The sequence below is a fragment of the Nocardioides korecus genome (assembly GCF_054778395.1).
In genome coordinates, this window is sequence record NZ_BAAGZO010000003.1 from 66,629 (window position 1) to 89,460 (window position 22,832).

Annotated in this window: 17 protein-coding genes; 14 read left to right on the forward strand and 3 right to left on the reverse strand. The window is 74.7% G+C overall.

Annotated features, from left to right (window positions below; all coding sequences use genetic code 11):
- Window positions 1-105 precede the first annotated feature (105 nt).
- The 6 genes from ACYVDA_RS06525 (at window position 106) to ACYVDA_RS06550 (ending at window position 7,741) form a co-directional block, all read left to right on the forward strand.
- Window positions 106-468, forward strand: a complete 363-nt coding sequence (locus ACYVDA_RS06525) for a DUF6504 family protein (RefSeq protein WP_460816256.1) — start codon at window positions 106-108, stop codon at window positions 466-468.
- Window positions 469-478: 10 nt separating this feature from the next.
- Window positions 479-928: an SAV_6107 family HEPN domain-containing protein gene (locus tag ACYVDA_RS06530; protein ID WP_460816258.1), complete on the forward strand. Its 450-nt coding sequence runs from the start codon at window positions 479-481 to the stop codon at window positions 926-928.
- 61 nt (window positions 929-989) lie between these two features.
- Window positions 990-5,039: a DNA polymerase III subunit alpha gene (locus tag ACYVDA_RS06535; RefSeq protein ID WP_460816260.1), complete on the forward strand. Its 4,050-nt coding sequence runs from the start codon at window positions 990-992 to the stop codon at window positions 5,037-5,039.
- Between the two features lie 58 nt (window positions 5,040-5,097).
- Window positions 5,098-5,877 carry a methyltransferase domain-containing protein gene (locus ACYVDA_RS06540; RefSeq protein WP_460816262.1) on the forward strand — a complete coding sequence of 260 codons (780 nt, stop codon included), beginning with the start codon at window positions 5,098-5,100 and terminating at the stop codon, window positions 5,875-5,877.
- 69 nt (window positions 5,878-5,946) lie between these two features.
- A complete protein-coding gene (gene dinB / locus ACYVDA_RS06545) occupies window positions 5,947-7,146 on the forward strand; it encodes a DNA polymerase IV (RefSeq protein WP_460816265.1) in 1,200 nt (399 codons plus the stop codon).
- A 100-nt stretch (window positions 7,147-7,246) separates the two neighbouring features.
- Window positions 7,247-7,741, forward strand: a complete 495-nt coding sequence (locus ACYVDA_RS06550; RefSeq protein ID WP_460816268.1) for a DUF3040 domain-containing protein — start codon at window positions 7,247-7,249, stop codon at window positions 7,739-7,741.
- 156 nt (window positions 7,742-7,897) lie between these two features.
- Here ACYVDA_RS06550 and ACYVDA_RS06555 read toward each other — a convergent pair whose 3' ends face one another.
- The 3 genes from ACYVDA_RS06555 to ACYVDA_RS06565 are packed head-to-tail and all read right to left on the reverse strand — an operon-like array spanning window position 7,898 to window position 12,605.
- Window positions 7,898-10,252, reverse strand: coding sequence for a transglutaminase family protein (locus ACYVDA_RS06555; protein ID WP_460816271.1), 2,355 nt, complete (start codon window positions 10,250-10,252; stop codon window positions 7,898-7,900).
- Entirely contained in the window at window positions 10,249-11,598 is a 1,350-nt protein-coding gene (locus ACYVDA_RS06560) for a DUF58 domain-containing protein (protein ID WP_460816274.1), read from the reverse strand. The genes ACYVDA_RS06555 and ACYVDA_RS06560 overlap by 4 nt, the downstream gene beginning before the upstream one ends.
- Window positions 11,599-11,609: 11 nt before the next feature.
- Complete coding sequence (locus tag ACYVDA_RS06565; RefSeq protein ID WP_460816277.1) at window positions 11,610-12,605, reverse strand: AAA family ATPase; 996 nt, start codon at window positions 12,603-12,605, stop codon at window positions 11,610-11,612.
- A 258-nt stretch (window positions 12,606-12,863) separates the two neighbouring features.
- Here ACYVDA_RS06565 and mraZ point away from each other — a divergent pair, with 258 nt between their 5' ends.
- The 8 genes from mraZ to murD all read left to right on the forward strand — a co-directional run bounded on the left by mraZ (window position 12,864) and on the right by murD (window position 22,789).
- On the forward strand, window positions 12,864-13,292 hold the full coding sequence (mraZ, locus tag ACYVDA_RS06570) for a division/cell wall cluster transcriptional repressor MraZ (protein WP_460816280.1): 429 nt from the start codon (window positions 12,864-12,866) through the stop codon (window positions 13,290-13,292).
- Window positions 13,293-13,680: 388 nt separating this feature from the next.
- A complete protein-coding gene (gene rsmH / locus ACYVDA_RS06575; protein ID WP_460816283.1) occupies window positions 13,681-14,691 on the forward strand; it encodes a 16S rRNA (cytosine(1402)-N(4))-methyltransferase RsmH in 1,011 nt (336 codons plus the stop codon).
- A complete protein-coding gene (locus ACYVDA_RS06580; RefSeq protein ID WP_460816286.1) occupies window positions 14,688-15,320 on the forward strand; it encodes a hypothetical protein in 633 nt (210 codons plus the stop codon). The genes rsmH and ACYVDA_RS06580 overlap by 4 nt, the downstream gene beginning before the upstream one ends.
- Window positions 15,321-15,481: 161 nt before the next feature.
- Window positions 15,482-17,194: a peptidoglycan D,D-transpeptidase FtsI family protein gene (locus ACYVDA_RS06585; protein WP_460816289.1), complete on the forward strand. Its 1,713-nt coding sequence runs from the start codon at window positions 15,482-15,484 to the stop codon at window positions 17,192-17,194.
- Window positions 17,195-17,203: 9 nt separating this feature from the next.
- Window positions 17,204-18,781, forward strand: coding sequence for a UDP-N-acetylmuramoyl-L-alanyl-D-glutamate--2,6-diaminopimelate ligase (locus tag ACYVDA_RS06590; RefSeq protein WP_460816291.1), 1,578 nt, complete (start codon window positions 17,204-17,206; stop codon window positions 18,779-18,781).
- Complete coding sequence (locus ACYVDA_RS06595) at window positions 18,778-20,247, forward strand: UDP-N-acetylmuramoyl-tripeptide--D-alanyl-D-alanine ligase (protein ID WP_460816293.1); 1,470 nt, start codon at window positions 18,778-18,780, stop codon at window positions 20,245-20,247. The genes ACYVDA_RS06590 and ACYVDA_RS06595 overlap by 4 nt, the downstream gene beginning before the upstream one ends.
- The gene (gene mraY, locus ACYVDA_RS06600; protein ID WP_460816295.1) at window positions 20,244-21,314 is read left to right on the forward strand and encodes a phospho-N-acetylmuramoyl-pentapeptide-transferase; all 1,071 of its coding nucleotides are present in this window, start codon (window positions 20,244-20,246) and stop codon (window positions 21,312-21,314) included. The genes ACYVDA_RS06595 and mraY overlap by 4 nt, the downstream gene beginning before the upstream one ends.
- Window positions 21,296-22,789 (forward strand): UDP-N-acetylmuramoyl-L-alanine--D-glutamate ligase, encoded by a 1,494-nt coding sequence (murD, locus tag ACYVDA_RS06605; protein WP_460816297.1) that lies wholly within the window; start codon window positions 21,296-21,298, stop codon window positions 22,787-22,789. Before mraY ends, murD begins: the two co-directional genes overlap by 19 nt.
- The last annotated feature ends 43 nt before the right edge of the window (window positions 22,790-22,832 follow it).

Sequence of the window (22,832 nt, forward strand, 5' to 3'; positions counted from 1 at the left end):
CGTGTTCGAACGACTGCCTCGGTGGGGGATGACCTCGACCCCCATCCTCCACCGGGGCGCTGACAGCGGGTCGAGACGGCTGCAGACATCACGAGGAGGAGCAGGATGCGGCGCTACGACGATCCGGTGGAGGTGCGCCGGGGTGCGGACGAGGACCCGGAGCAGTTCCTGTGGCGGGGCCGGCTCTGGCAGGTGCGCGACGTGGTCGCGCACTGGGTGGAGACCGGCGCGTGGTGGGCACGGCGCACGGGTGACCCGGTGCCCGGTGGTGCTCTCGTCCCCGGCGGTCCCGGGGGCTCGGTCGCCGACGCCGACCTGCTCCGCGAGCGCGAGGTGTGGCGGGTGGCGGCGGCCCGGGGCCGGGTGGCGGCGGCGTCCGCGCCCGGGCACGACCCCGGCTACGGGGTCTTCGACCTGGTCTTCAGCTGGGCCGAGGGCAGCTGGCAGCTCACCCGGGCGATGGACTGAGGGAGTCGACATGACCACCACGAGGATCTCCGGCGGGCGCGGCATGCACGCCCCGTCGTTCCTGCCGGCGGCCACCCACTCCTACCTGGAGCGGGCCGCGGAGTCGCTGCGCGAGGCGATCACCGCACCGACCGTCCCCGAGCGCTACGCCCACGCCCACGTCTCCGCCCTCCGGGCCACCGCCGCGCTGCTCGCCGCCCGGGCACGACCGGTCTCGGCGCCGCGGCGGGGGCGCCAGAAGAACGCCTGGGTCCTGCTGAGCGAGGTGGCCCCCGAGCTGTCCGAGTGGGCGACCTTCTTCGCCGCCGGCGCGTCCAAGCGGGCGGCTGCCGAAGCCGGGTCGCGACGGGCCGTGACCGAGCGCGAGGCCGACGACCTCGTCCGCGACGCCGACCACTTCCTGGCCCTGGTGGAGACCTCGCTCGGGCTGACCGAGCACCTCCCCATCCGGGTGGCCTGATCGGCCCGACGCTCCCGCCCCCCCGACCCCTGACTGCCCCGACGATATCCCAGGAGACGACGTGCCGGACCCGTTCGTGCACCTGCACGTGGCCTCGGGCTTCTCGTTGCAGCACGGTGCGTCCCACCCCCACGTCCTGGTGGAGCGGGCCGCCGAGCAGGAGATGGACGCGCTCGCCCTGACCGATCGTGACGGCACCTACGGCGCGGTGCGGTTCGTCAAGGCGGCCCGGGCAGCCGGCATCCGGCCGATCCTGGGGGTCGACCTGGCCCTGACCCCCGACCCGGCCGTGCCGTCGGAGCACGGCGTCGTCGGCAGCCGCGTGCCCAGGGCCGGCGCCGGGTCGCGCACGCCCGTCCGGGGAGGGGCCTCCCGCGACGCCCGGCTGCCCCGGGTCACCTTCCTGGCCAGCGGCCGCGACGGGTGGGCGGCACTGTGCCGGCTGGTCTCGGCCACCCACCGGGCCGGCGCGCGGGGCACGCCGGTCTGCGACGACGCGCTGGTGGCCGAGCACGTCGCGGGGCACGACGTACGCGTCCTCCTCGGGCCGGCCTCCGAGCTCGGTCGCTGTGCCACCGCGCGGCGCGACGACCTCGCGACGACGGTGCTGCGGCGCTGGTGCGACCTGGTGGGGCGCGAGCAGGTCGTCGTCGAGGTGGTCTCCCACCGGCTTCCCGGTGCTGGGCCGGGCACGGCGACGCACGCCGCCCGGATGGTCGGGGTGGCCGCGGGTCGGTCGGGCCGGGGCCCGCACGTCCCGGTCGTCCTGACGAACGTGGTGCGCTACGCCGACCGGCTCGACGCCCCCACGATCGACGTGCTGGACGCCGCCCGGCGGCTGGTGCCGATGGACCTGCGCCACCTCGACCGGCGCAACGCCGAGGGGTTCTTGAAGTCCGGCCAGCAGATGCGGCTCGTGGCCGAGGAGGTCGGACGGCAGGCCGGCCTCGGCGAGCGGGGTGCCCGCGACCTGCTCGCGACCACCCGCGCGGTGGCCGACCGGTGCGTCCTGGACCCCGGTGCCGATCTCGGGCTGGGAGAGGTCCACCTCCCCGAGCTCGAGATCGTCGGTGCGGCCCGGCCCGCGATCACCGTCCGCGGCGAGACCGCCGCCGACGCCGCGCTGCGCGCCCGGTGCGAGGCCGCGGTGGGCCGCCGCTACGGCGGTGCCCCGCGCCAGCGGATCTGGAAGCGGCTCCTGGACGAGCTGGAGACGATCTCGATCTTGGGGTACGCCCCCTACTTCCTCACCGTCGGCGACGTCACCGCGATGGTGCGCGACATGGGCATCCGCAGCGCCGCGCGCGGGTCGGGGGCCGGCAGCCTGGTCAACTACCTGCTCGGCATCTCCGGCGTCGACCCGCTGCGCCACGGGCTGCTGATGGAGCGCTTCCTGTCCCCGCTGCGGCGCTCGCTGCCCGACATCGACATCGACGTGGAGTCCGCCCGCCGGCTGGAGGTCTACGACGCGATCTTCGCGCGCTACGGCCGCGTGCGGTGCGCGACGGTGTCGATGATGGACACCTACAAGGTGCGCCACGCCATCCGTGACGTCGGGGCGGCGCTGGGGATGCCGGTGGGAGAGGTCGACGCCATCGCCAAGGCGTTCCCGCACGTCCGGGCGCGCGACGCCCGGCTCGCCCTGCGCGACCTGCCCGAGCTGCGGGCCACGGGTCTCGCCCGTGAGGCCGCCGCTGGGGAGTGGGGCAGCTTCGACCTGTTCTTCCGGCTGGTGGAGAGCCTGGACGGGCTCCCGCGGCACATCGCCATGCACCCGTGCGGGGTGCTGCTCTCCGACCGCTCGCTGCTCGACCGGACCCCCGTCGAGCCGAGCGCCCTGGGCTACCCGATGAGCCAGTTCGACAAGGACGACGTCGAGGACCTCGGTCTGCTCAAGCTCGACGTCCTCGGCATCCGGATGCAGTCCTCGATGGCGCACGCGGTGGCCGAGATCCGCCGGGTGGAGGGGATCGAGGTCGACCTCGACGACGAGGTGCAGGTGCCCTTCGACGACTCCCGGACCTTCGACATGATCTCGGCGGCCAAGACCCTGGGCGTCTTCCAGATCGAGTCACCCGGTCAGCGCGAGCTCGTCGGCAAGTCCGGCATCGAGACCTTCGAGGACATCATCGCCGACATCTCGCTGTTCCGGCCCGGGCCGGTCAAGAGCGACATGATCACCCCCTACCTGGAGGTCAAGCAGGGGTGGCGCGAGGCCCGCTACCTGCACGCGGACCTCCGGCCGATCCTGGAGCGCACCCGTGGCGTGGTGGTCTACCACGAGCAGGTCATCGAGATGATCGCCGAGTTCGCCGGGGTGACCTACGCCGAGGGCGACGTGCGGCGCCGGGCCCTGGGCGACGCCGAGGGGATGGCCGACACCCGGACGTGGTTCTTCCCGCGCGCACTCGGACGCGGCTACCCGCTCCCGGTGGTCGAGCAGCTCTGGAGCGTGATCGCGGCCTTCGCGTCGTTCGGCTTCTGCAAGGCCCACGCCGCCGCGTTCGCGCTGCCGACCTACCAGTCGGCCTGGCTCAAGGCCCACTACCCGGCGCACTTCATCTCCGGGCTGCTGACCCACGACCCCGGGATGTACCCCAAGCGGTTGATCCTCGACGACGCCCGTCACCTCGGCATCGCGATCCTGGGTCTCGACGTCAACGCCAGCGGGTCGGCGTACGCCGTGGAGAAGCTGCCCGACGCCACCCCGCTCCCGCAGCCGGGTGAGGGCCTGGGGATCCAGGCGACCACCGACCGCATCCGACCGCGCGGGGGCATCTACCGGACGCTGCCCCTCGCGAGGGCTGAGGAACCGCGCGATCACCCCGGTCGCGGCCAGGTCCACGACCAGAGGACCGACGACCCGTGGCCGGACCCGATGGGTCGCCCGAGCCAGGAGCCGGGCGGCGCTCCGGCCCCTGGTCGAGGCGACCAGCCCCCCTGGTCCGGTCACGGGTGGGGGATCCGGATCGCGCTGTCGGAGGTCCGGGGGATCGACGACGGTGAGGTCGAGCGGATCGTGGTGGCCCGGGAGGGGGCGCCGTACGTCTCGCTGACCGACCTCTGGCAGCGCACCCAGGTCTCTCGGCCCGTGCTCGAGCGCCTGGTCCAGGCCGGGGCCCTGGACTCCGTGCACGGCATCGGGGCCACCGCGGGCGCCGGGCGCCGGCACCGGGTCACCCGTCGCGACCTGCTCCTGGAGGTCGGCGACCTCGACCGGCTGCAGCGGTCCTCCGACCGGACAGCCACCTGGAGGCGTGCGCGGGGCCGCGGCACCACCGGGACGCGACGCACCACCGACCTCCCGTCCGCGACCGCTCCCACCGGTGCCCTCCCGGTCCCGTCCACCCCGACCGTGCGGCGACCGCAGGCGTCGTCGGTGCAGCTGTCGCTCGACCTGCCCGACACCGGCGCCCGGGACGGCAGCGGCCTCCCGGAGATGACGGACTCCGACCGGGTGCGCGCCGAGCTCGACATCCTCGGGCTCGACGCCAGCCGCCACGTCGTGGACTTCCACACCGCGTTCCTGGACCGTCTCGGCACCACCCGGTCCGTCGACCTGCTTGCCGCCCGCAGCCACTCGGAGCTCCTGGTCGCCGGGGTCAAGGTGGCCACCCAGACCCCGCCGATCCGCTCGGGGCGTCGGGTGGTCTTCCTGACCCTGGACGACGGGACCGGGCCCGTCGACGCCACCTTCTTCGAGGACGCCCAGGGTCCCTACGCCGCCACCGTGTTCGGCAGCTGGCTGCTCGTGGTCCGCGGCGAGCTGCGCCGCACCGGACGCCGCGGGGTCTCGGTGCGAGCGACCGGCGCCTGGGACCTCGGTGCCCTGCACGACCTGTGGACCACCGCCGGCATGGACGCCGTGCACGCGCGGATGACGCGGCCGGGCCACGAGCCCGACGGCGCGACGAGGTCGTCGGCGGCGGCCGACGGGTCCGGCGGACCCGGTGGGGTCGGTGGGACGGGTCCCACCCGGGTGCTGGTGCACACCAGCGGGTTCAGGGTGTCGCCGTACGCCGACGTGGCCCCGGCCGGTCCGTCGCCAGGCACGGTCACCGGCGAGGTGGCACGCAAGCTGTGGCACCGCAGCCCCGGGAGCGCCGGATGAGTCGACCGGCCGCCGAGCCCGAGCGCCGTGGCCCGGGCGGGCCCCTAGAGTGGCCCTCGTGGAACGCCCCTACGAACGCCGTACCAGCGCCCGCACCGCCGTGGTCTGGGAGGCCGTCCAGTCCCTCCTCGAGGGCTCGGCGGGCGCAGCAGCGGCGAACGGCGGCGCTGGCGACGCGGGGGAGCCGCGCGAGCAGCGCGTCCTCGACATCGGCGGCGGCACCGGCGGGTTCGCGGTGCGGGTCGCCGGGCGGGGCCACCGCGTCACGGTGGTCGACCCCAGCCCCGACGCCCTGGCCGCGCTGGCCCGACGGGCCGCCGAGCAGGACGTCGCCGACCGGGTCACCGGTCTCCAGGGCGACCTGGCCGGCCTGGCCGAGCTGGCGCCGGACGGGGGGCTCGACCTGGTGCTCTGCCACGGGGTGCTCGGCCTGGTCGACGACCCCGTGGCCGCGCTGCGCACGATCGCCTCGGTGCTGCGTCCGGGCGGGAGCCTGTCGCTCGTGGTCGGTCAGCGTCACGCGGCCGTGCTCGCGCGGGCCATGGCCGGACACTTCTCGCAGGCCTCGGCGCTCCTGGTCGGCGACGTCGCCCGGGAGGGCTCGCGCGGCGTCGAGCGACGCTTCGCGGCCGAGGAGGTCACCGACCTGCTCGAGCAGGCCGGTTTCACCGTCGCGGGCATCCACGGGGTGCGCGTGTTCACCGACCTGGTGCCGTCCTCGCTGCTCGACCTCGAGCCCGGGGCATCGGCGGCGCTGCTGGAGCTGGAGCGCGCTGCCTCCACCCGCCCGGAGTACCTCACCGTGGCCAGCCAGCTGCACGTCGTCGCCACTCGCTGAACCCGACCCGGAGCTCCCCGCGCAGCCTGCCGGGGTCCTGACCGGCACGCCCCGGCACGGTGGTGCGCGGTGAGGCTCGACCTGTCCCACGACTGCCCGTTCCTGCACGTCGACATGGACGCCTTCTTCGCGTCCGTGGCGACCCGTGACCGACCGGACCTGGCCGACGTCCCGGTGATCGTGGGAGGCGGGCACCGCGGGGTGGTCCTGGCCGCCAACTACCCGGCCCGGCGCCACGGCGTCCGGTCGGCGCTGCCGATGACCCGCGCCCGTCGGATGTGCCCCGAGGCCGTGGTCCTGGCCCCCGACTACGCCGAGGTCGAGAGCGTCTCCTCCTCGGTCATGGAGATCTTCCGCCAGGTCACCCCGCTGGTGGAGACGCTCTCGGTCGACGAGGCCTTCCTCGACGTCTCGGGCGCCACCCGCCGCTGGGGGAGCCCGCGCCAGATCGCGGAGCACATCCGGGCCCGGGTCGCCGACGAGCAGCGGATCACCTGCTCGGTCGGGGTGGCGGGCTCGCTGTCGGTGGCCAAGCTGGCCAGCCGCCGGGCCAAGCCCGACGGCGTGGTCGTGGTGCGACCGCGCGAGGTGACGCGGTTCCTGCACCCCCTCGACGTGGGGGAGCTGTACGGCGTGGGGGAGAAGACCCGCGAGCAGCTGCACCGGCTGGGCCTGAGGACCGTCGGCGACGTGGCCCACACCCCCGTGAGCACCCTGCAGCGCGGGATCGGCGTGGCCGCCGGCACCCACGTGCACCACCTCGCGTGGGGCACCGACCGGCGCACGTTGACGCCCCGCCGCGGCGACCACGAGCCCGACCGGAGCATGGGGGCCGACGAGACCTTCGGGCGCGACGTCGACGACCGGGCGGTGGTGCTGCGGGAGCTGCTGCGACTGTCGGCCAAGGTCACCGGCCGGATGCGGCGCGCCGGCGTCGTGGGGCGCACCGTCACCCTGCGGGTGCGGTTCGCCGACTTCACCACCGTGACCCGCTCGCGCACGCTGTCCGACGCCACCGACGTCACCAGCGAGGTCCACGCCACGGCCAGTGCGCTGTTCGCGGCGCTCGGCCTGCAACGGGCGCGGATCCGTCTGGTCGGGGTGCGGGTCGAGGGCCTCGTCCCGCGCGAGCAGGTGCAGCGCCAGCTCGTCCTCGGGGCCCGCGAGCAGGGGTGGGAGGAGGTCGACCGGGCCGGTGACGCCGCGGCGTTGCGCTTCGGTGGGGGCGCCGTACGCCGTGCGACGCTGCTGATGGGCGATCGGCCATGACGCCACCCGAAGTTGTCGGCCCACAATTTGGGGACCCGTCTACCGCCGTGACCACACCCTGCCTAGACTCGAGAGAGCACCAGGTCGCTGGGAGGTTGACGTGCCGCTCTCTGAAGAGGAGCTCCGACTGCTCGAGCAGATGGAGCAGGCCCTTGCCCAGGAAGACCCCAAGTTCGTCTCGACGCTGCGGGGCAGCACGCTGGCGCGGGCCGCCAAGCTGCGCAGCGTCGGTGCCGCCGTCGTCTTCGCCCTCGGGGTCGCCCTGCTGATGGGCGGCGCCATGAGCCAGCAGACCTGGCTCGGCATCGTCGGGTTCGTGGTCATGCTGGCCTCGGCCACGATCGGGCTCGCCGCCTGGCGGGGGCGTCATGCCCCGCCGGCCAAGCCCGCCCGCAGCGAGGACCAGCTCTTCGACTTCGACGACCACCCGCACCGGTTCGACGTGATCCAGGGCGGCCGCGGTGAGCGCCGGACCCGTCGCGCGTCGCGCAAGCTCCCGAAGGCGGCCGCCCGTCGTTCCTCGCCCAAGCCCACCGGCACCTTCATGCAGCGCATGGAGCAGCGGTGGGAGCGCCGTCGCCAGCAGGGCTTCTGACCCACCGACGAGGCGGCGCCTGCTGACGAGGCGGCGCCCACCGACGAGGCAGCGCCTGCTCGATGCGGTGGCGCACGCCCGAGGCGACGTCTCCCGGGCCGATCTGCGACGACGACCTGGCCAACGGCGGGTGACCCGACCGGCGGACGACCGCTGCTACCCCGGGCCGCGTCGGTCGAGCAGGGAGGCCGGCAGCAGCCGCGCCCGCCACACCCGCACCCGGCCGCGTCGCCCGGCCTCGGGACGGTCGACAGAGCGCGCCATCAACCGGCACCACCGCTCCACGGCAGCGACGGTCCTCGTCGCCCCGGCACCGTCGCCGCCGCGGCGCGCCCGTGCCTCCGGACCGGCTCCCGTACCACGGTCGAGCACCGCGACGGCGTGACCCGCGTGGCCGCGCGACGGTAGGCCCGCGCCCGGCGCGTAGCGACTGCGCTCGACCTCCCCGAGCAGGTGGTCCAGGGCGGCAGTGTCCTCGGGGCCGGGGTCGACCTGGCGCCCGAGCGCCCGCGCCTGCTCGCGCGGTGAGCGGTCCTCGGGCCAGGCCAGGCCCAGGTCGAGCGCGGTGGCGCGCAGCTCCGACCACGCCCCCTCGGGGAGGTGGCCGGCGTCGTGGGGGGCCAGCCTGAGGCGTCGCTGCCGACGACGCAGCAACCCGGGCAGCGCGAGGACGAGGACCAGCAGGAGCGCGCCCCCACCGGCCAGCAGCACGGTCAGCACCGGGTGCCCCGAGCCGGAGGTCTGCGACGACGGGTCGTTGCGCTGCTGCTCGACCGGGGTCGGGGTGGGTTGCCGCGTGGCCCGCGGGGTCGGAGCCGCCGTCGGCGTGGGGGCGGTCGTGGGGGCGCTCGCCTCCGGACGGGTGTACGCCGGTGTGGCCCCGGTCCGTGAGGCGGGCGTGGGCTCGAAGCGGACCCACCCGGCGCCGGAGAAGTACATCTCGGGCCAGGCGTGCCGGTCAGCCGTGGTGTAGAGGACGCGGCCGTCGGCCTGGCGCTTCCCGTCGAGGAACCCCACGACCACGCGCGACGGGATCCCGAGGGTGCGTCCCATGGCGGCCATGGCGGCGGCGTACTGCTCGCAGTAGCCGACCCGGCTGGTGGTGACGAAGTCGGCCAGCAGCTGCATCCCGGACCCGCTGCGCTGGTCCAGGGAGTAGGTGAACCCGCCCTTGGAGCGGAACCACTCCTGCAGCGCCACCGCCTTGGCGTAGTCAGTGGTGGCGCCACGGGTGACAGCGCGGGCCTGACGGCGGATCACCGAGGGGAGGTTGTCCGGCAGCGCCGTCATCTCCTGCCGCAGCCGCGCCGGGGCGGGGCGGGCGCGGGTGAGGAGCTGGGGCGTGAGCGCCGGCTCGAAGGCCGTGACGGAGTAGGACAGGGAGCGGGGGGCGTCGCCGCCGACGTGGGCCACGTCGAGGGTGCGGGAGTCGTAGCGCCAGTCACCCTGCACCGCCACCTGACGCACGGGCGAGGGCAGCGGCAGCCACAGGGTGGCGAAGGACGGGGCGAGCTGGAGCTGCCACTGCGACTCGGTGCCGCCGAGGCTCGTGGCCAGGCCCGGCGGGGAGGGGAAGATGCCGTCCGCGCCGTTCTGCGGGCTGAGCAGGCGCGGCGAGGGGTGCCAGTCCTGGCTGGTGAAGCGGTCGAGCACGGTCGTGGTGAGGTACGACGTGCGCCTTGCCTCGGTGCGGGCGTAGAGCAGCGGGACGTCGCGCTGCTCGAGCAGGTCGCGCCGCAGCCGCACGAACGGGTTGACCACCTCGAGTCGCTCGCCGCCGCCGCTGCCGGCGCTGGTCCCGGAGCCGGCCCGCCGCAGGGGCTCGCCGACGGGCAGCAGCGGAGCGGCGAGCAGGGCCAGCACCACGGCGCCGACGCCCACCTGCCACCAGGTGCTCGAGGGGCTGCCCGACGGGCCCTCGTCGGCGGCGTCCTGCCCCGGGCCGGCGGTGACCAGCAGGCGGGCGAACAGCAGGGCCGCGACGACGAAGACGGGCACCGTCAAACCGGAGTCGAGGATCGAGATCGGGACCGCGAGGGCGACCAGCAGCGGCAGCGCTGCGAGGGCCGGGCGTCGCAGGCCGCAGGCCAGCAGGTCCACGGCGAGCACCACCGCCAGGCCGCAGGCCGTCAGCAGGGCCGCGGTCGCGACCGGCGCGGCCCCCACCGGGGAGGCGTAGTAGTCCAGCGTCCGTCCGCCCTCGACCACGAGCAGGTCCAGGCGCTCCAGCGACCCCCACGTCGGCACCACCCCGAGCACCGACCGACCGCCGGCGAACGCGGCGTTCAGCCCCAGGACGGCGCCGGCCAGCTGCGCCGTCACCACGGCGTACGCCGGCAGGCCCAGCACCCGCAGCCCGCTCCCGACCAGCGCCACGAACACCCCGACCGCCGCCGTGGCGAGCAGGTGGAGCCCGGGCCGCTCGACCATCCCGGACCACGACAGCAGCACGACCAGCGAGGTCACCAGCGCGAGCAGGGGCGGCCCCGGCCGCCAGGGCGCCCGCCTCACCGACCCGCCCCCGACCCGGTCGCCCCGACCCCGGCCAGCTGAGACCAGACCGTGGCGACCGACCCGCCGCGCGTCAGCGTCCCGGCCCGCCAGCCGGCCCGGAGCAGGGCCGCCGCCGTGGGCGCCTCGGAGCCCGAGGCAGCCGGTGGTGCGGACCAGGTCTCCACCCCCAGCACCACGGCGTACGCCGACCGACCGCTGGCAGCGACCCCGGCCAGGAGGCGCTGGTCCGGCTCATCCACCCGACCGAGCACCGCGACCACCGCCCCGCGGGAGCCGGCGCCGTGGGTGCGGTCGAGCAGCTCGCGGACCGTGCCGTCGGCCAGCTGGGTCACCCGGCTCGGCGTGATCAGCGCGAGCCGCTCGAGCTGGTGGGCCAGCGCCACCGGGTGCGACCCGCCCTCGACCCGGTGCCCCAGCGGGTGCGCGCCGGGGGAGTCCCCCGCGGAGCGGCCGGCTCGCCCGGCCCCGCCCGGACGCGCCGTCGCGCCGCTCGCCGTCACCAGCCGGGCGTCGACGTCCTGGTCGGCCAGGGCGCCCAGCACCGAGGCCGCCACGACGACGGCCCGCTCGAACGCCGAGTCCGGGGAGGGGGAGGACGAGCCCGGGTAGCCGACCACCCGGTCGTCGAGGAGCACGGTGCAGCTCGGCCGCCACTCCTGCTCCTCGCGCCGGACCATCAGCTCCTCGACCCGGGCGCTGGTGGGCCAGTGGATCCGGCGCAGGTCGTCGCCGAGGGCGTACTCCCGCACGGACACGTCCGGCGTCCCGCCCCCCAGCACCTCGCGCACCGTGCGCGCGCCGGCGCCGGTGGGTCGCCCGGTCGGCCCGACCGGGGCCAGCGCCTCGGTCCGGGGTGTGACCAGGAGGTCGGCCGCCGCGGGCAGCGTCGAGCGGGCCACCGCCATGCCCAGGGGGTCGGTGGAGCGGACCCGCACGGGTCCGAGCACGGCGTGGCCCCGAGGGCCGGTGGGCAGCTCGAGGTGCAGCGAGGCGCGGCCCTCGCGCAGCAGCGCGGGCAGCCGGGCGCGGCGGGGGCCCCCCAGGGCCGGCGGCAGGACGAGCTCGACGGTGGTGGCCGCGGCGCGACCGCCGGTGTTGACCACCTCGAGTTCGACCCGGGCGGTGCCGCCGGACTCGACGTGCGAGGCCGGCAGCCGCAGGTGGACCTCCAGGCGCCGGACGGTGCGCCGCTCGCGCCGCACCGCGAGCAGGCTGAGCAGCGGCACCAGCACCGCGAGCAGCCCGAGCCGGACGAAGTCGCGCTCACCGACCACCATCCCGCCGATGACGGCGGTCACGCCGCAGGCCAGGAAGCAGCGCCCACGGACGGTCAGGTGTCGCACGGCCGGCGTCCCTAGCGACCGGCGGGGGCCGGCGGGGGCACCGGCACGCGCTCGAGCACCTGCTGCACCACGTCGTCGGCGGTCCGTCCGGCCATCGTGGCCTCCAGGGTCACCAGCAGCCGGTGGCCGAGCACGAGGGGCGCGAGCTCGCGCACGTCGTCGGGCAGGACGTAGGCACGGCCGTCGATGGCGGCCCGGGCGCGCGAGGCGCGCACCAGCTGGAGGGTGGCGCGCGGCGAGGCGCCCAGGCGCAGGTCGCGCGAGCGCCGGGTGGCGGTGGCCAGCGCGACGGCGTACTCCTGCACCGGCCGGGACACGTGCACCGAGGCCGTGACCTCGATCAGCTTGCGCACCTCGGCCGCGTCGGTGACCGGCTCGAGCTCCTCGATCGGGCTGACGCCCTCGCGGGCCGAGAGCATCGCGATCTCGGCGGACTCCACGGGGTAGCCCATCGAGATCCGGGCCATGAAGCGGTCGCGCTGGGCCTCGGGGAGGGCGTAGGTGCCCTCCATCTCCAGGGGGTTCTGGGTGGCGATCACCATGAACGGCGCCTCCAGGGCGTACGTCGTGCCGTCGACGGTCACCTGCCCCTCCTCCATGCACTCCAGCATCGCCGACTGGGTCTTGGGGCTGGCCCGGTTGATCTCGTCGCCGACCACCAGGTTGGCGAAGATCCCGCCCGGTCGGAACTCGAAGCGACGGGTGTCCTGGTTGAAGACCGAGACGCCGGTGACGTCCGACGGCAGCAGGTCGGGGGTGAACTGGATCCGCCGCACGGTGCAGTCCACGGAGCGGGCCAGCGCCTTGGCCAGCGTGGTCTTGCCGACGCCCGGCACGTCCTCGATCAGGAGGTGCCCGGCGGCCAGCAGCGTCACGACGGCGGCGCGGGCGACCTCGGGCTTGCCCTCGATCACGGTCGCGACGTTGGCCTCCAGGCGCTCCACGACCGAGCGGACCTCGTGGACGTCGTCGGGCCGCGGCCCGGCCGTGCCTCGCTGCTGCTCCACCACGTTCCCCACTTCTCCCCACCCGGGCACCGCGGCCCGATCGGCCCTGGTCCCGGGGCCCAGTCAAGCGCACACCCCCACACCCGGGCTGGTCCAGCGACCCGGGCCAGGGGAGCGCGCGGGCCGCGATCCGGGGTGAACGGGGGAGCGACGTGGTCCAAATGTGGTTGACCGTGGTGGAGAGTGGAGTAAAGTGGTGCGCAGTGGAGGAAGACGGCTCCTGAGTGGTCGATCAGGGTGGGGCGAGGGGAGCACGGGATGTTCTCCGGCACCTACACCCCGAAGCTCGACGACAAGGGCCGTCTCTTCCTCCCCGCGAAGTTCCGTGACGACATGCAGGAGGGCCTGGTGATCACCCGTGGTCAGGAGCGCGCCCTCGACATCCGCACGAAAGCCGACTTCGCCGTCTTCACCGAGAAGTTCCGCAACGCCTCGCAGACCGACGCGCGGCTGCGCGCCTACGGCCGGATGCTCTTCGCCCTGGCGACCGAGCAGGTCCCGGACAAGCAGGGCCGCGTGACCGTCACCCCCGAGCTCAGGCAGTACGCCGGCCTCGACCGCGACGCCGTCGTCATCGGCGTCTACGACCGGATCGAGGTCTGGGAGCCCGCCTCGTGGGCCCGCTACACCGCCGACCAGGAGCAGGCCTTCGCCAACCTCCAGGACGAGGTCTTCCCCGGCTTCTAGGAGCCCCCCGCACGCAGCACCAGCACCACACAACTCCAGAGCAGTGATCGCAGGGCGAGGCTCGCGTCCGCCCCTCCCGGTCCTTCTGACGCACCTTCCCCGGTGTCAGACGGACTCCCCGGTTCGGGCGGACGGAGAACCTGGCCCTGCGACCACCGCTCCTCACGTCACACGCTCGGAAGGGGGTCGGACCCGATGGCCAGCACCACCACCGCACCTCGTGCCCTCCACCCTCGGGACCCCCGGGACCACTCGGGCGCCCGGAGCCGCCGGCGCGTGCGCCACGAGGTCCGCGACTCCCTGGCCGTGATGGCCTTCTCGGCGCTCAGCTCGGTGGCGGTCGCCGCCGTGCTCACCGTCCTGGTCCGGTTCGGGAGCTGAACGACCCGTGCCGAGCCCCCTCCACGTCCCGGTCCTCCTCGACCGGGTCGTCGCGTTGCTGGCGCCCGCGCTCGACCGCCCCGGCTCGGTCCTCCTCGACGCCACCCTCGGCCTGGGTGGTCACAGCGAGGCCGTGCTCGAGCGCTGCCCCGAGGCCCGCGTGATCGGCGTCGACCGCGACCCCCACGCCCTGGAGCGCGCCGGTGAGCGGCTCAGGCCGTTCGGCGACCGGGTCACCCTCGTGCACGCGGTGTACGACGAGATCCCCGACGTCCTGGTCGACCTCGAGCTGGACCACCTCGACGCGGTCCTGTTCGACCTCGGCGTCTCCTCGATGCAGCTCGACGTGCGCGAGCGCGGCTTCGCCTACGCCGAGGACGCCCCGCTGGACATGCGCATGGACGACGGCGAGGGACCCACCGCCGCGGACGTGCTCAACACCTACGAGGTCGGCGACCTCACCCGCGTCCTGCGGGTCTACGGCGAGGAGAAGTTCGCCCGCCAGATCGCCCGGGCCGTCGTCAAGGCCCGGGAGACCGAGCCGTTCGACCGGTCGGCCCGGCTGGTGGAGCTGCTCTACGCGACCATCCCGGCCCCGGCCCGGCGTACGGGTGGACACCCCGCCAAGCGCACCTTCCAGGCGCTGCGCATCGAGGTCAACGACGAGCTCCGCGTCCTCGAGCGCGCCGTCCCCGCCGCCGTGGCGGCGATCGGGCTCGGCGGGCGGGTCGTCGTGGAGAGCTACCACTCCCTCGAGGACCGCCTGGTCAAGCAGGCCTTCGCGCAGGGCACCACCTCGCGCGTCCCGCACGACCTGCCGGTCGTGCCGGCCGGCTTCGAGCCGCCGCTGCGCCCGGTCACCCGCGGGGCCGAGAAGGCCACGCCGGAGGAGATCGCCCAGAACCCACGCGCCGCCTCGGTCCGCCTGCGGGCCGTCGAGCGCGTCAACAGCAACCCGACGGGCCGCTCGGACCCGTCGCCCGCCACCAGGTCCGCCACCAGGGGAGCACCGTCATGAGCACCGAGTCCGTCGCCGCCAGGGTCGCCCGCACCCGCGTCCCCCGCTTCGCCGAGGCCGCCGTGGAGCGTGCCCGCCTCACCGTGGTCCCCCCGCGCGCCCTGGGCCGCACCCAGGCGGCCCGCACCCCCTTCGCCGTGCTCGTCCTGGGGATGCTGGTGGCCGGCGTCGTCGGTCTCCTGATGTTCAACACGAACATGCAGCAGGCCTCGTTCAAGGCCACGGCGCTGCAGCAGAAGGTCTCGACGCTCACCGCCCAGGAGCAGTCGCTGAGCATGGAGCTCGACCAGCTGCGCGACCCCCAGACCCTGGCGCGGACCGCCAAGCAGGAGCTGCACATGGTGGCGCCGGCCACCCCGGCGTTCGTGCGCCTCTCCGACGGTCGGATCCTCGGCACCCCGACGCCCACCACGAGCGGCGACGCGGTCCGGATCAACCCGCTGCCCGCCCAGGTGCCGGCCGCCATCGCCCGCCGCACGATCATCGTCGAGGCCGCCCCGGCCGCCCGCGCCGCCAAGTCGGGTGCCGACACCCGCGGCGCCTCCACCGCCTCGACCGGCGCAGCAGGTAGGAAGAGTGGCAGCACCGCCTCCTCCTCCAGCACCGCGACGTCCGGAGCACCTCGTTGACCTCTGCACGACCGCCGCGACCCCGGTCCGGGCGCACCTCCGGACGACCCGCTCGTGACCGAGCCGGCAGGAACGGTGGACCCGGCGGGCCCAGGGCGAGGGTCCGGGGCGCTCGGGGCGCGGCCCACCTGCGGCTGCGCGTTGCCCTGATCCTGATCACGATGCTGCTCAGCCTCTTCGGCGCCCGGCTGTTCCAGCTGCAGGGAGTCGACTCGAGCGCCTACGCCAGCCGTGCCGACGCCTCCGGCCTGGTGACCGTGGAGCTGCCGGCCAAGCGCGGACGGATCCTGGACCGCAACGGCGTCCCCCTGGCCGAGTCGGTCGCCGGCTCGATGCTGGTGGCCGACCCCTCGCGCACCGCACCCGACGCCGAGGCCATCGCCAAGCTGATGGCCGCCAAGCTCGACCTGGACTACTTCGACCTGCTGACCAAGCTCTCCCAGAAGAAGTCCCGCTTCGCCTACCTGGCCCGCCGGGTGCCCTCCACCCTGGCCCAGAGCGTGGTCGACCAGCTCCACGCCAAGGGCTACGTCGGCGTGGACACCGAGTCCGACCCGCTGCGCTACTACCCCTCCAAGGACGTGGCCGCCAACCTGGTCGGCTTCGTCAACGACGCGGGCAAGCCCGGGGGCGGCTTCGAGCAGAGCTTCAACTCGATCCTGGCCGGCAAGAACGGCAAGGAGACCTACGAGGTCGGCGGCGGCAACCGGATCCCCCTGGGCGACAACTCCGAGGTCAAGCCGGTCAACGGCAAGGACCTGCGGCTCACCATCGACCGCGACGTGCAGTGGTACGCCCAGCGCGCCCTGCGCACGGCCGTGCAGACGGCCAAGGCCAAGTCCGGCACCGCCGTGGTGATGGACACCCGCACGGGGGAGGTGATGGCCTTCGCCGACTACCCGACCTTCGACGCCAACCAGCCGGGCAAGAGCCCGGTGTCCCAGCTCGGCGCGACCGGGCTGACCGACCTCTACGAGCCCGGCTCGGTCGAGAAGGTCTTCACCATCTCCAGCCTGGTCGACGCCCACAAGGTGACCCCGGCGACGCGGTTCCGGGTGCCCAACCAGCTCCAGGTCACCGACCGGGTCATCCACGACTGGTTCGACCACCCGCTGATGAACTGGACCATGGCCGGCGTGATCGCCCAGTCCTCCAACATCGGCACCACGATGGCGGCGACCCAGTTCACCCCCACCCAGCTGTGGAGCTACCTCGACGCCTTCGGCCTCGGACGCCTGACCGACGTCGGCGTACCGGGCGAGAACCGCGGCCTGCTCCCCAGGCCCTCCAGCTGGACCCCCCTGACCCGGGCCCAGATCTCCTTCGGCCAGGGCCTGGGCGTCAACGCGCTCCAGATGGCCACCGGCGTCAACGCCGTGGCCAACGGCGGCACCTACGTCAGCCCCAGCCTGGTCGAGGGGCGGCAGACCACGGCCGGCGGCTCCACCGTCGGCACGGCCACCACGACCCAGCGCCGGGTGATCAGCGCCGACGCCGCCAGCAAGACCGCCCAGATGATGGAGATGGTCACCACCGAGGGCGCCGGCACCGCGCCCGGCGCCGGCATCGCGGGCTACCGCGTCGCCGGCAAGACCGGCACCGCCCAGGAGGTCGGTGGCGCCTGCAAGTGCTACGCCCAGGGCGGCCTCGCGGTCTCCTTCGCCGGCTTCGCGCCGGCCGACAACCCCCGCTTCACCGTCTACGTCGTGATCAAGCAGCCCGGCGCCGGCGCGAGCGGCGGCGGCACCGCGGGCCCGGTCTTCCGCCGGATCCTCAGCTACGTCCTCCAGAAGTACGCCGTCCCCCCGACCGGCACCACGCCGGCGGCCCTGCCGACGCAGTGGGGTCGCGGCGCCACCCTGCCCCACCAGTAACCTCACGTGGTGTCCGACTCGAACCAGCCCGACCCGCTCGACCTGCTCAGGCCGAGCTCGCCGCCGCAGACACCCCTGGCCCAGGTGGTGGCGTGGACCGGCGCGACCCTGGAGCCCCGCGGTGCCGACGCCGTCGAGGTCTCGGGCATCACCCTGAGCTCCCAGCGGGTGCGCGCGGGTGACGTCTACGCCGCGCTTCCCGGCAGCCGCGTCCACGGGGCGGCGTACGCCGCGGACGCCGTGGCCGCCGGCGCCGTGGCCGTCCTGACCGACCCCGAGGGGGCCGCGCTGGTGGCCGCCGACGCGCGCCTGGCCGACGTGCCGGTGCTGGTCCACGACGACCCGCGCTCGGTCCTGGGGCACCTGGCCGCCCGCCTGCACGCCGAGCCCGCCCGCGCGCTGACGCTGCTCGCGGTGACCGGCACCCAGGGCAAGACCACGACCACGCGGCTGCTCGAGGGGGCCCTGACCACCGTCGGCGTGCCCGCCGCCGTGATCGGCACCGTCGGCACCCGCATCGGCGGGGTCGAGGTCAAGACCGCGCTCACCACGCCGGAGGCCCCCGACCTGCACGCGCTCTTCGCGGTGATGGTCGAGCAGGGGATCAGCGCGTGCGCGATGGAGGTCTCGAGCCACGCCCTGGTCAAGGGGCGCGTGGACGGCGTGGTCTACGACGCGGCCGCCTTCCTCAACCTGGGGCGCGACCACCTGGACTTCCACGCCGACGTCGAGGACTACTTCGCCGCCAAGGCCTCGCTGTTCACCACCGAGCGCACCCGCCGCGGCCTGACCAACGTCGACGACCCCTGGGGTCGCCGGCTGCTGGACGTCGCCCGCGACGCCGGCGTGCCGATGGTGACGTTCTCCCCGTCCGGCGCCGAGGCCGACTGGAGGGCGGTCGACGTCGACCCCGGCCCGACCGGCTCCACCTTCGTCGTGGTCACGCCGCAGGGCGACCGGATCGCGGCCTCGGTCCCGCTCCCGGGCGCCTACAACGTCGACAACGCCCTGTGCGCGATCGCGCTGGCCGGCGAGGGCGGCCTCGACCCCGCCGCGGTCGCCGACGGGATCGCCCGCGGCGAGGGCGTCCCGGGTCGGCTCGAGCGGGTCGAGGAGGGCCAGGACTTCCTCGCCGTCGTCGACTACGCCCACAAGCCCGACGCGGTCGAGGCCGCCCTGACCGCCCTGCGACCGCTCACCGCCGGTCGCCTGGTGCTGGTCCTGGGGGCCGGCGGCGACCGCGACACCGGCAAGCGCCCGGTGATGGGCGAGATCGGCGCGCGGCTGGCCGACGTGCTCGTCGTGACCGACGACAACCCCCGCAGCGAGGACCCCGCCGCCATCCGGGCCGCGGTCCTGCTCGGGGCCCATGCCGTGCCCGACGCCGAGCGCGCCGAGGTGCTGGAGGTCGGTGACCGCCGCGAGGCCGTACGCCGTGCCGTCGCGCTCGCCCGCCCCGGCGACACCGTCGTGCTGGCCGGCAAGGGCCACGAGACCGGCCAGGAGGTCGCGGGCACCGTGCACCCCTTCGACGACCGCGAGGAGCTCCGGGCCGCCCTGGGGTCCTCGGAGAGGAAGCGCCCGTGATCCCGCTCACGCTGGGAGAGATCGCCCGCGCCGTCGGTGGCCGTGTCGTCGACGCCGGAGCCGCCGGGGACGCCACGGTGGTGCGCGGCCCCGCCTTCCTCGACACCCGGTCGCCCGAGCCCGAGGGCCTCTTCGTGGCCTTCGTGGGGGAGCGGGCCGACGGCCACGACCACGCCGCCGCCGCGGTCGCCTCGGGCGCGGCGGCCGTCCTGGGCAGCCGGGCGACGGGGCAGCCGGGCGTGGTGGTCGACGACGTGCGCGCCGCGCTGCAGGAGCTGGCGCGCGTCGTGCTGGACCGGCGCCGCCGGCTCGAGGGACCCGACGGGCGACCCGCGCCCCTGACCGTGATCGCGCTGACGGGCTCCCAGGGCAAGACCAGCGCCAAGGACATGCTGGCCCACGTCCTGGCCGACCACGCGCCGACCGTGGCGACGGCCGGGTCCTTCAACAACGAGCTGGGGCTGCCCCTGACCGTGCTGCGCGCCGGCGCCGAGACCCGCTACCTCGTGCTCGAGATGGGTGCGCGGGGGATCGGCCACCTCACCGAGCTGTGCGCGATCGCGCGGCCCGACGTCTCCCTGGTGCTCAACGTCGGACGCGCCCACATCGGCGAGTTCGGCTCCCAGGAGGCCATCGCGCAGGCCAAGGGCGAGATCGTCGAGGCGCTCGACGACGGCACCGGCGTCGCGGTCCTCAACGCCGACGACGCCCGGGTCAGCGCGATGGAGGGTCGCACCGACGCCCCGGTCGTGCTGTTCGGCGAGGCCGCCGGGGCCGACGTACGCCTCTCGGGGGTGGTGCTCGACGACCTCGGCCGCCCCTCCTTCGACCTGACCGCGCTCGGTCGCACCGAGCACGTCGACCTGCGCCTGCTGGGTGCCCACCAGGCCCTCAACGCCGCGGCCGTCACCGGGGTGGCCCGGGCGGTGGGGCTGCCGCTGGACCGGGTCGCGGCCAGCCTGCGCTCCCTGGAGCGGCTCTCGCGGTGGCGGATGGAGGTCCACGAGCGCGCCGACGGGCTCGTGGTCGTCAACGACGCCTACAACGCCAACCCCGACTCGATGCGGTCGGCGCTGGAGACCCTGGCCCGGATGGGCCGGGAGCGCCGCACCGTCGCCGTCCTGGGCGAGATGCGCGAGCTGGGCGGGACGGCGTCCGACGAGCACCGCGCCCTGGGGCTGCTCGCCGCCGACCTCGGCATCGACGAGGTCGTCGTGGTGGGCGAGGGGGCGCGGGGCGTGCACGAGGCCCTTGCCGGCCGCGACGCCGGCGTCGACGGCGCGACACGCAGCCGTCTGGTGCCCGGCGTGGACGAGGCGGTGTCCTGGTTGAGCGAGAATGTCGCGGGCCCCGACGTCGTCCTCGTGAAGGCGTCCAGGTCCGGTCGGCTCGAGCAGGTGGCGGACCGTCTGCTCGCCGACGCTGGGTCGGCGACACGTCCCGGGGGAGAGGAGGACGCCGGATGAGAGCCATCCTGCTGTCCGGAGGCCTGTCGCTGGTGTTCACGCTCGTGGGGACCCGCTACGCGATCAAGGTGCTGGCCGAGCGCGGCTACGGCCAGCTGATCCGCGACGACGGCCCCACCACGCACCACACCAAGCGGGGCACGCCGACGATGGGCGGTCTGGTGATCGTGCTGGCCTCGGTGCTGGCCTACTTCATCGCCAGCCTGACCACGGGCAACCACATCAGCGCCTCGGCGCTGCTGCTGCTGTTCCTGTTCGTCGGTCTGGGCACCGTGGGCTTCCTCGACGACTACATCAAGATCTCGCGCCAGCGCAGCCTGGGCCTGCGCAGCCGCGCCAAGTTCATCGGCCAGACCTTCGTCGCCCTGGTCTTCGGGTGGCTGGCCACCTCGAAGTGGCTCGAGGACAGCCGTGGCGAGACGCCGGCCGGGCACGCCATCTCCTTCATCCGCGACCCCCGCGACTTCACCCTCCCGGCGGTCGTCCTGATCCTGTTCATCTGGCTGATGATCGCGGGGTCGAGCAACGCGGTGAACCTGACCGACGGCCTCGACGGTCTGGCGGCCGGCGCCTCGGTGATGACCTTCGGCGCCTACACGCTGGTCAACATCTGGCAGAACAACCAGTGGTGCGGCCGCGCCGCCGGCCCGAAGTGCTACGAGGTGCGCGACCCGCTGGACCTCGCGGTGGTGGCCGCGGCGATCACGGGGGCCTGCTTCGGCTTCCTGTGGTGGAACGCCTCGCCGGCCAAGATCTTCATGGGCGACACCGGCTCGCTGGCGCTCGGCGGCGCGCTGGCCGGTCTCGCGGTGCTGACCGAGACCGAGATCCTGCTGGCCCTGCTGGGCGGGCTCTTCGTGATCCAGACCCTGTCGGTGATCCTCCAGGTCGGCTTCTTCAAGGCCACCAAGGGCAAGCGCCTGTTCCGGATGGCGCCCCTGCACCACCACTTCGAGATGCTCGGGTGGGAGGAGATCACCGTGGTGATCCGGTTCTGGCTGATCGCGGGCATCTTCGTGGCCGCCGGGCTCGGGGTCTTCTACGCCGAGTGGGTGGCCGGCACGTGAGCCCCACCCCCGAGCAGGTCGCCGCGCTCGGCCGCACGAGCGACTGGAGCGACGTCCACGTCGTCGTGGCCGGGTTCGGCGTCTCCGGCTACGCCGCGGCCGACAACCTCACCTTCCTGGGCGCTCGCGTCACGGCGCTCGACGAGTCCGAGGCCGGCGAGCGCCGCGAGCGCGCCGACCTGCTGGAGAGCCTGGGCGCGACCGTCCGGCTCGGCGCCGGCACCACCGCGGTGCTGCCCGAGCACGTCGACCTGGTCGTGACCTCGCCGGGCTGGTCCCCGCGGGCGCCCCTGCTGGCCCAGGCCGTCGAGCGCGGTGTGCCGGTCTGGGGCGAGGTCGAGCTGGCCTGGCGCCTGCGCGACCCCGCCCGGCCCGCCCCCTGGCTGGCCGTCACCGGCACCAACGGCAAGACGACCACGGTCCAGATGCTCGAGGCGATGCTGCGCCAGGCCGGCCTGCGCACGGTGGCCTGCGGCAACGTCGGCCTGCCCATCGTCGAGGCCGTGATGGACCCCGACCCCTACGACGTGCTCGCCGTGGAGCTCTCCAGCTTCCAGCTGCACTGGGTGCACTCGGTGCAGGCCGAGTCCGCGGTGGTCCTCAACGTCGCCGAGGACCACCTCGACTGGTACCCCGGTCCCGACGGGATGGCCGAGTACGCCGCCGACAAGGGGCGGATCTTCGCCGGCGTGCGCCGTGCGTGCGTCTACAACGTCGCCGACCCCGTCACCGAGCAGCTGGTCCGCGACGCGGACGTCACGGAGGGGGCCCGCGCCATCGGCTTCACCCTCGGCACGCCGTCGATCGGGATGGTCGGCCTGGTCGAGGACGTGCTCGCCGACCGGGCCTTCGTGGAGGACCGCGACCGCTCGGCCGCCGAGCTGGCCACCCTGGACGACCTGGCCACCACCGCACCGCACTTCGTGGCCAACGCCCTGGCCGCCGCCGCGCTGGCCCGCGCCCACGGGGTGGCGCCGGTGCACGTGCGCGACGCCCTGCGGGCCTTCCGCCCCGACGGCCACCGGATCGCCGAGGTGGCCTCCTTCGACGGGGTGACCTGGATCGACGACTCCAAGGCCACCAACCCGCACGCCGCCGCGGCCTCCCTCCAGGCCTACGACCCGGTGGTCTGGGTGGCCGGGGGACTGGCCAAGGGAGCCTCGTTCGACGACCTCGTCACCGCGGTCCGCGACCGGCTGCGCGGGGTGGTGCTCCTGGGACGTGACGCCCCCCTCATCGCCGAGGCGCTTTCGCGACACGCGCCCGATGTTCCGGTGATCGAGGTGGGCTCCGGAGAGACTTCGGGGGTCGGTCCGATGGACCGTGTCGTGGCCGAGGCAGCGGCGCTGGCGCAACCCGGCGACACCGTCCTGCTGGCGCCGGGGTGCGCCTCCATGGACATGTTCGCCCACTACGGCGCGCGCGGCGACGCCTTCGCCGAGGCCGTGGTCCGCAGGCGGGGGAGCCAGACCTAGAGGTTGGAACGAGGTCCTGACCGGACCTGCGACGAGGAGGACC